Genomic DNA, 1,561 nt, shown 5'->3' on the forward strand with positions numbered 1-1,561 from the left:
CTGCAGAGCTGCAGTGAGAGCAGGTTCAAGGACTGTGACCGCCTGTGCGGTTCATGGAGCAGTGTGGAAGGCAAGCCCGATGTCCTTATATATAAGGAAGGGGACGCCTACAAGGTGACGGTCTTCGCCCGCAGCGGAAAGACACGGAAGCTGAAGCCGGAAACCTATCTGCTGGTGGAAGAAAACGGTAACCTGTTCATCAATACCGGCTACCGCATAGACATCGCCTACAATGAGGCGGCTGACGTATTGACCTTTTCTCCGAACGGTGACTATGTAAGGAAGGAGGTACGTCCATGAGAAAAAGACTGCTGCTGCTTTGTGCAGGAACCTTTTTTCTTGCCGGACAGATACGGGCACAGTGGGTGGTAACCGATCCGGGAAACCTTGCCCAGAGTATCATCAACATGTCGGACAATATCGTGCATACCTCTTCAACTGCGACAAGTACCGCCCAGAATTTTGCGGAGACGGTGAAGATATACCAGCAGTACAAGAAATACTATGATGCCCTGAAGTCCGTCAACAATCTGGTGAAGGATGCCCGTAAGGTCAGTGAGATTATCCTGATGGTCGGTGACGTGTCGGAAATCTATGTGACCAATTTCCAGAAGATGCTGGGTGACGAGAACTTTTCTCCCGAAGAGCTGGATGCCATCGCTTTCGGTTATACCAAACTTCTGGAAGAGAGCAACGGGGTGTTGCAGGATCTCAGGCAGGTAATCAACGTCAGCACCCTTTCCATGACCGACAAGGACCGTATGGACGTGGTGGATGACTGCTATGCCAGTATGCGCCGTTACCGCAATCTCGTGAATTACTATACGAACAGGAATATAGCCGTGAGTTTCCTGCGTGCCCGCAAGAAGAATGACCTTGACCGTGTCCTGAAACTCTATGGCAATGACACCTCAAAATACTGGTAGCCTATGGTATTGTTATCCGTGGATTTCTCGAATCTCCATACCATTCTGGAGAGCCTTTACAATGAAATGATGCCCCTTTGCGGGGATATGCTGGATGTGGCCAAGGGACTTGCCGGACTCGGTGCCCTGTTCTATGTGGCCGTCCGTGTCTGGCAGTCGCTTGCCCGTGCCGAACCGATAGACGTGTATCCGCTTCTGCGTCCGTTTGCGATAGGCATCTGCATCATGCTTTTCCCGACCCTGGTACTCGGAACGATGAATACGGTGCTGAGTCCGATTGTGCAGGGAACCCACAAGATGCTTGAGGGGCAGACGATGGACATGCAGCAGTACCGTGAGCAGAAGGACAGGCTGGAACGTGAAGCCATGCTCCGCAATCCGGAAACGGCCTATCTGGTCAGCGATGAGGAGTTTGACCGTCAGCTGGACGAGCTCGGATGGTCGCCCGATGCCATGGCAACCCGTATGGGGATGTATATGGAAGTGGGCATGTACAATCTGGAAAAGAATATCCGGGACGCCTTCCGCAGTCTGCTGGAACTGCTTTTTGCCGCGGCATCCCTGCTTATAGATACGGTAAGGACCTTTTTTCTGGTTGTATTGTCCATCCTTGGTCCCATTGCCTTTGCCTTCAG

At 52.1% G+C, this 1,561-nt stretch carries 3 protein-coding genes; all 3 read left to right on the plus strand.

Features of this window, described 5'->3' with window-relative positions; all coding sequences use genetic code 11:
- Positions 1-300: DUF3876 domain-containing protein (locus tag I6E11_RS14555; protein ID WP_235338825.1), on the plus strand; the 300-nt coding region annotated here is incomplete at its 5' end.
- Positions 297-926 carry a DUF4141 domain-containing protein gene (locus I6E11_RS14560; RefSeq protein ID WP_008152252.1) on the plus strand — a complete coding sequence of 210 codons (630 nt, stop codon included), beginning with the start codon at positions 297-299 and terminating at the stop codon, positions 924-926. The genes I6E11_RS14555 and I6E11_RS14560, both read left to right, overlap by 4 nt.
- Positions 927-929: 3 nt before the next feature.
- On the plus strand, positions 930-1,561 hold a 632-nt coding region (gene traJ, locus I6E11_RS14565; protein ID WP_235338826.1), incomplete at its 3' end, for a conjugative transposon protein TraJ.

The organism is Bacteroides caecigallinarum, from assembly GCF_021531075.1.
Classification (GTDB): Bacteria; Bacteroidota; Bacteroidia; order Bacteroidales; family Bacteroidaceae; genus Phocaeicola; species Phocaeicola caecigallinarum_B.